8 protein-coding genes are annotated in these 6,825 nt (G+C 48.9%); 2 read left to right on the top strand and 6 right to left on the bottom strand.

Annotated features, from left to right (window positions below; translation table 11 throughout):
* From AC6R1O_RS12190 to argR, 3 genes are all read right to left on the bottom strand, one after another.
* Positions 1-757: TRAP transporter large permease subunit (locus AC6R1O_RS12190; RefSeq protein WP_500657122.1), on the bottom strand; the 757-nt coding region annotated here is incomplete at its 3' end.
* A gap of 335 nt (positions 758-1,092) precedes the next feature.
* A complete protein-coding gene (locus AC6R1O_RS12185) occupies positions 1,093-2,061 on the bottom strand; it encodes a TAXI family TRAP transporter solute-binding subunit (RefSeq protein ID WP_334555056.1) in 969 nt (322 codons plus the stop codon).
* Between the two features lie 335 nt (positions 2,062-2,396).
* Positions 2,397-2,867 carry a transcriptional regulator ArgR gene (argR, locus tag AC6R1O_RS12180; RefSeq protein WP_334555057.1) on the bottom strand — a complete coding sequence of 157 codons (471 nt, stop codon included), beginning with the start codon at positions 2,865-2,867 and terminating at the stop codon, positions 2,397-2,399.
* Positions 2,868-3,198: 331 nt separating this feature from the next.
* On the opposite strand from argR, the gene mdh reads away from it, so the two are divergent.
* Together mdh and AC6R1O_RS12170 are read left to right on the top strand one after the other, a co-directional pair.
* A complete protein-coding gene (gene mdh / locus AC6R1O_RS12175; protein ID WP_334555058.1) occupies positions 3,199-4,131 on the top strand; it encodes a malate dehydrogenase in 933 nt (310 codons plus the stop codon).
* Between the two features lie 116 nt (positions 4,132-4,247).
* Positions 4,248-4,424, top strand: a complete 177-nt coding sequence (locus tag AC6R1O_RS12170) for a hypothetical protein (RefSeq protein ID WP_500657121.1) — start codon at positions 4,248-4,250, stop codon at positions 4,422-4,424.
* A gap of 172 nt (positions 4,425-4,596) precedes the next feature.
* On the opposite strand, the gene AC6R1O_RS12165 is transcribed toward AC6R1O_RS12170, so the two are convergent.
* The 3 genes from AC6R1O_RS12165 to pyrB all read right to left on the bottom strand — a co-directional run bounded on the left by AC6R1O_RS12165 (position 4,597) and on the right by pyrB (position 6,599).
* A complete protein-coding gene (locus AC6R1O_RS12165; protein ID WP_500627084.1) occupies positions 4,597-4,986 on the bottom strand; it encodes a RidA family protein in 390 nt (129 codons plus the stop codon).
* 203 nt (positions 4,987-5,189) lie between these two features.
* A complete protein-coding gene (gene pyrI / locus AC6R1O_RS12160) occupies positions 5,190-5,651 on the bottom strand; it encodes an aspartate carbamoyltransferase regulatory subunit (protein ID WP_500627083.1) in 462 nt (153 codons plus the stop codon).
* Between the two features lie 18 nt (positions 5,652-5,669).
* Positions 5,670-6,599, bottom strand: coding sequence for an aspartate carbamoyltransferase (gene pyrB / locus AC6R1O_RS12155; protein ID WP_487901764.1), 930 nt, complete (start codon positions 6,597-6,599; stop codon positions 5,670-5,672).
* Positions 6,600-6,825 lie beyond the last annotated feature (226 nt).

Here is a 6,825-nt window from a genome sequence, read left to right as displayed (position 1 = left end):
CCAGACCTGAGAGGCCAGAAGCGACAACGGCGGCTTTTGCTGGGCCACCACGCATGTGACCAAGTAGCGAGAAGGCCACTTTAATAAAGTAAGCGCCAGCCCCAGCGCGCTCAAGCATGGCGCCAAAGAGGACGAAAAGGAAAACAAACGAGGTCGAGACGCCCAGTGCCACACCAAATACGCCTTCGGTAGTGAGCCAAAGGTGAGACATGGCTTTATTGAGGCTCGCCCCTTTGTGAGCGATGACGTCTGGCATGTAAGGGCCGCCGAAGGTATAGAGTAAAAATACCGCGGCTACCGCCATCAATGGTGGCCCAAGTGCTCGGCGTGTCGCTTCAAGGAGCAAAATCATCCCAGTGACCGCGACCACAATATCTAAGGTGGTCGGCGCGCCAGAGCGACCCGCGAGCTCGGTGTAGAACAAGTAGATGTAGGCAGCAGAGAAGCTGCCAGCCAGCGCTAATAACCAGTCCACCACGGGAATGGTATCGCGCGGAGAGTTTTTCATGGCCGGATAGGCAGTAAAGGCAAGAAAAACCGCAAACATGAGGTGAATGGAACGAGCTTCGGTGTCGTTCAGTACGCCAAAATTGAAAATAAACGGCAAAGGTGAGGCATACCAAAGTTGGAAGAGTGACCAACAAAGCGGCACAAACCATAAGATACGTCCGGCGATGCCACTAGGGGCACGCGCGCCAGTATCGGCTTGGGCAACCATTTCTTGCACATCAGGAGACGGAGTGGTTGTCTTCGACATGGTCTTTATCCTTGTTATAAATGATTCATTTGGTCACGACGTCAGTCGCAGTCAGAATCTTTATTGGCCTCTTTCAGTGTAGCGAAAAGAAGCCATATTGCTTTATTCCTGCCCACGCGCCGCCCAGCGTATTGGCATTGTGTGGGGAAGAGTGACCTTGATTGCATCGTCGACGTGCCATGCGCGGCGAGGTCTGCATTCTCAGTACCGTTGGGTTATTACTATAAAACGAAGAAGGGTTTCAAAAATGTGAAACCCTAAAAGAGACATTGGGAGCGGCCCTTATACGGGCGCTACAAACCCGAGCGCCATGTCCCGGGTTTGTACAAAGTGGCTTATTTCAGTAGGCCAACTTCTTTGTAGTATTTCTCTGCACCTGGGTGAAGAGGGATAGAAAGACCAGCTTTCACCATGTCTTCTTTCTTCAGGTTTGCAAACGCAGGGTGTAGGCGCTTGAAGGTATCGAAATCTTCAAATACCGCTTTCGCTACGTTGTACGCGACGTCGTCAGACACGTTGGCTGTGGTTACCATAGTCGCTGCTACACCAAAGCTGTTTACGTCGTTTTCAGTGCCGCGGTACATGCCGGCAGGTACTGTGCTGTATGCGTAGTAAGGGTTGTTTGCAACGATGGCATCGATTTTCTCGCCCGTTGCAGACACTAGCTTCGCATCACATGATGTGGTCGCTTCTTTGATCGATCCATTTGGATGACCCACAACGTAAACGAACGCGTCAATTTTGTTGTCACACAGCGCTTGAGAACGCTCAGAGCCTTTTAGCTCAGACGCTAATTTGAAGTCGTCGTTGGTCCAACCCATGGCTTCCATGACCACACCCATGGTTGCACGGTCGCCAGAACCCGGGTTACCGATGTTGACGCGCTTACCTTTTAGGTCAGACACGTTGTCGATGCCCGCATCACTGCGTGCGATGATGTTAAATGGTTCGGTGTGTAGAGAGAACATAGCGCGTAAATCTTTGTACGGGCCTTGTTCAGCAAACTTACTTGTACCGTTGTAACCGTGATATTGCCAGTCAGACTGAACGATACCAAAATCCAGCTCACCAGCACGGATGGTGTTGACGTTGTAGATCGAACCACCGGTTGATTCTACAGAGCAACGAATATTGTGTTCTTTACGGCCTTTGTTCACCAGTTTACAAATGGCGCCGCCCGTCGGGTAGTAAACACCCGTAACCGAACCTGTACCAATTGTGATGAACTCTTGTGCGTTAACGGCGCCAGCACCCATTACAGCAGCTGCAATCGCACCGACTTTAATAAGTTTGTTCAATGCCATGAATTTCCCTTCCTTATTCATTATTAGCCCCTTAGCAAGTGTAGTTGCTTTGGGCGTTTCCTCTTACTGGAAACGGCATCTTTTTCAATCCGTATGTTGAAAAAGTGGCTGAATAATACCAAAAAATTGGCACATAATTACACGTATGTTAACTAATGTAGCGATTTGGGCTGATTGTGAGGAGAATGTATAGGGATTGTTCTGTGATGATTTTTTCAGAAAATCAATTACTTACGGTTGCTTTGTCGGGATTGTTGGATTTTAATCAGGATGTGATGCAGATCACGCTGAATGAGCGTCAGCGCGATCATCAAAAGCGTCAATAATATGAAACGTTAGCCAGTGTACTCGAACAATTCGCACACTGATTTGAACAGTTGCTTGGTCGTGATGCTCAGTGTTGGGGTAATAAAGATGGTGTCATCACCGGCGACAACGCCCAAAATACCTTCTGCTTTGCCTAAAGAGTCCAATAAACGGGCAATCAGCTGCGCCGCGCCTGGGCCTGTGTGAATCACGACTAAGGCCTCGTTGTGATCGATATCGAGCACTAACTCACGCAGTGAGCTTGAAACGGTAGGGACACCCAGTTCGGCAGGCAAGCAGTAGACCATCTCCATTTTGGCGTTGCGAGTACGCACTGCGCCAAACTTAGTCAGCATCCGTGAGACTTTTGATTGGTTGATGTTGTCAAACCCTTCATTTTTCAGTGCATCAACGATGTCACCTTGCGAGCCAAATCGCTCTTCTTTCAATAGGGCTTTGAACGCTCTCACTAAGCTATCTTGTTTTTCTGAATGGCGCATGTTTCTTCCACCAGTAGTGTCTATACAGGAAGTGAATATTCTCGCATAGCTATGCAGTTATAGCTATGGAAAAGCTGAAATTCTGTCTAGCGTATCACTGTAAACTGGCGAAAAACGCCAAGGACAAAAGAGGGCTTAACCCTTTGTCATACAAGGTAGAACAGGGGATAATGCGCGTGAAATTTGTAGCACGTTAATGGTGGATTGCGCAAGGTCGCAAAGCTGACGTTAATTGATTGTAATCAGGATGTGATTGGTTTAGCTTGGACACACCTGAGTACAGAATACCCTACAAGATACATATAAGAGATCCATCTCAAGGAGAACTACAATGAAAGTAGCTGTTATTGGTGCCGCTGGTGGCATCGGTCAAGCCCTAGCCCTTTTACTGAAAAACCGCCTTCCTGCAGGCTGCGATCTGGCTTTGTATGACATTGCGCCAGTGACGCCGGGTGTAGCTGCGGATCTAAGCCACATCCCAACGCCTGTGTCTATCAAAGGTTACGCCGGTGAAGATCCAACACCTGCACTTGAAGGTGCCGATGTTGTTCTTATTTCTGCAGGTGTGGCTCGTAAGCCAGGTATGGATCGCGCCGATTTGTTTAACGTCAACGCAGGTATCGTTAAGTCGTTGGCAGAAAAGATCGCGGTGGTCTGCCCGAAAGCCTTAGTGGGCATCATCACTAACCCAGTGAATACGACAGTGCCTATCGCAGCTGAAGTGCTTAAAAAAGCGGGCGTGTACGACAAGCGTCGTCTGTTTGGTGTAACGACACTGGACGTGATTCGCTCTGAAACCTTCGTGGCTGAATTGAAAGACAAAGATCCAGGTCAAGTGCGTGTACCGGTGATCGGTGGACACTCTGGCGTGACGATTCTTCCACTACTGTCTCAAGTGGAAGGTGTGGAATTTAGCGCCGAAGAAGTGGCCGCTCTCACCAAACGCATTCAAAACGCAGGTACAGAAGTGGTTGAAGCGAAAGCGGGTGGCGGTAGCGCAACGCTCTCTATGGGCCAAGCTGCGTGTCGTTTCGGCCTTGCGTTAGTGAAAGCACTGCAAGGTGAAGAAGTCATCGAGTACGCGTACGTTGAAGGTGATGGTGAGCACGCCCCATTCTTTGCTCAACCAGTGAAACTGGGTAAAGAGGGTGTTGAAGAAGTGCTTAGCTACGGTGCGCTCAGTGCGTTTGAGAAAGATGCGCTTGACGGCATGCTAGAGACACTAAACGGTGATATCCAAACCGGTGTTGAGTTCGTGAAATAACGACCAACCACTCTGATTTGAGCGGCCTCCTTGTGAGGCCGTTTTTATTTGTCGCGTCTGACGGTGATCCTGACGATGGCACTTCTCGTAAACAGGCAAAAAAGAGGAGTCACCCAATGGACGTGTGTCAAGTTACAAAAGGTATGATGGTCGAATGCGCTGAGGGGCGAGGCGAAGTTTTGGTGGTCGACAGACAGACTAACATCGCCTTAATCCAAGATCCAAAGTCAGGCTTTCAGTTCGCGGCGCTGGTGAGTGATCTCGCCAATGTGCCAGAGTCGTACGGCGAATGAATGACGCGCTTGGGGAAGGGCCCATCTTTTCCCTTACTCAATCTTGCTAATCAACCTCTCTTGCCGAGCAATATCTACGGACAATAAAAGCGAAAAAGCGAGCCGGGTTAGGCTCGCTTTTTGTTTAGAGTTCCTCAGGTTAGAGTCCCCTAAGGCAACCTGAACATTGCCGTTATTTGCGCACCGCAATCGCTTCGATTTCAATCCCGACATCTTTGGGTAGACGTGCCACTTCTACACAAGAGCGTGCAGGGTAGTTGGCGACGTTGTGCTCATCAAAAAACTGACCGTACACTTCGTTCACCGTACCAAAATCGTTCAAATCTTTGACAAACACCGTCATCTTCACGATATCTGAAACCGTCAAGCCTGATGCTTCTACCACGGCTTTGACGTTTTCTAGTGATTGGCGTGCTTGAGCGGCAATATCTTCTGCGACCTCACCGGTTGCAGGATTGACTGGGATTTGTCCAGAGGTCAGAACCATGTTGCCAAGGTCAACGCCTTGTACGTATGGGCCAATCGCTGCTGGTGCTGATTCTGTATGAAGTACTTTGGTCATGTCTCTCTTCCTGAATGAGTGTTTAGCTGATGAGATAGTAACGCTTACAGGGCCGAGTGCTCGACGAGTGAGGCGTTCGCTTAATAGAGCAGTGTGCCGTGAATCCCTTGATGGGTAAAGAAAAATGAAGAGTAAAGAAAAAATGAAGGGTAAAGAAACATCCCCGCAGCGGCGGGGATGAAATGACTAAGCTTTGAGTGAGCTTAGCGCTCAGTGACCACTTCGCGTGAGAACACTTTCTCACAGTACTTACACCTAAGGCGAAACTCGTCTTTTTTCTCAATTACCGCGAAACTGCTTTCTACCGGTTCATTGTGGGTAATGCAGTTGCTGTTCGGGCAGGCAAACACATTGTTGACTTGACGTGGAAGCTCAAGAGCGAGCTTTTTCACTACGCGGTAATCTTCAATCTGATTGACGGTGGCATGAGGGGCGTACAGCGCCAGTTTGTTGGCTTGCTCTTCGCTGATAAAGACGTTTTCAATCTTGAGCAGATCTTTATGGCCCAGTGCGGAGGAAGGGAGGTTCAACCCAACGGTCACGCGTTGGTTTGACTCATCCATTGAAAATAGCTTCAGGACCTTGATGCCCATTTTCGCGGGAATGTGGTCAATCACGGTGCCGTTTTTGATGGCTTCAACTTGCAACTGTTTTTCTTTTGCCATGATGGGAGTCTCCTGCGATTAAAGGTCTGGATTAAGGACAAGGGCGAGTAGCGCTTCACGAGCATAGACGCCGTTTTCAGCTTGCTCGAAGTAGTACGCGTGGGGTGTTTTATCGACATCCACGGTGATCTCGTCGACGCGTGGCAGCGGGTGAAGCACTTTCAAGTTGTCACGGGCGCCTTCAAGCATGGCTGCCGTTAAGATGTAGGCCGATTTGATGTGGGCGTATTCAGACTCATCAAAGCGCTCTTTTTGCACGCGTGTCATGTACAGCACATCCAGCTCAGGGATGACACTTTCCATATCGGTATGAAGGCTAAATCGAATACCGGCTTCTTCGAGCTCTTCGCAGATGTAATCAGGCATCGCTAACGCTTCAGGTGCGATAAAGAAGAAGCGAACGTTATCAAATTTCGCCAGCGCTTGAGTCAGCGAGTGTACCGTGCGGCCATATTTAAGATCACCGACGAAGGCAACGTTGAGGTTGTCTAAACGGCCTTGGGTTTCGGCAATCGAGAAGAGATCGAGCAAGGTTTGCGTCGGGTGCTGGTTGGCACCATCGCCTGCGTTAATCACAGGTACACCTTTAGAAAACTCCGACGCCAGACGCGCCGCGCCCTCTTGAGGATGGCGCATCACAAACGCATCCACATAAGAGGAGATGACCTGTACGGAGTCAGCTAGGGTTTCGCCTTTTTTCGCCAGAGAGGTGTTGCCGCCATTGTCAAAGCCAATCACGTCGCCACCAATACGTTGAATCGCAGTCTCAAATGAGAGTCGAGTACGTGTTGAGGGCTCAAAGAAGCAGCTCGCGACCACTTTATTTTTGATTAAATCTGGGTTTGGCTCAGCTTTGAGTTGACCTGCGGTTTTGACAATCAATTCCAGCTCTTCACGTGAAAGCTCAGGAATGGAGATAATGTGCTTGTTGTAAAGCGAGTTTGTCATAATCATCTTCCCAGTTGTATGCGTTAGGCATGAATAATATGCGTTAGGTATAAATAATAAGTGTTAGGCATAAAAAAGCCCCCCATAACGGGAGGCTTTACAAATCAATGAAGATAGAGAAACGTCGCATCAATAAGCCAGTTTGCTTATGTGCAGTAACACGTTTTGTAACACACCAACGACGTGACATATTTCACTATCTCCAGACAAATTGCCGAGCATTATA

This window comes from Vibrio sp. R11-SG3-ISO3-SZ (genome assembly GCF_059834345.1).
The sequence above is the reverse complement of the archived record's forward strand: the minus strand, read 5'-3'. Positions and strand labels throughout refer to the sequence as shown.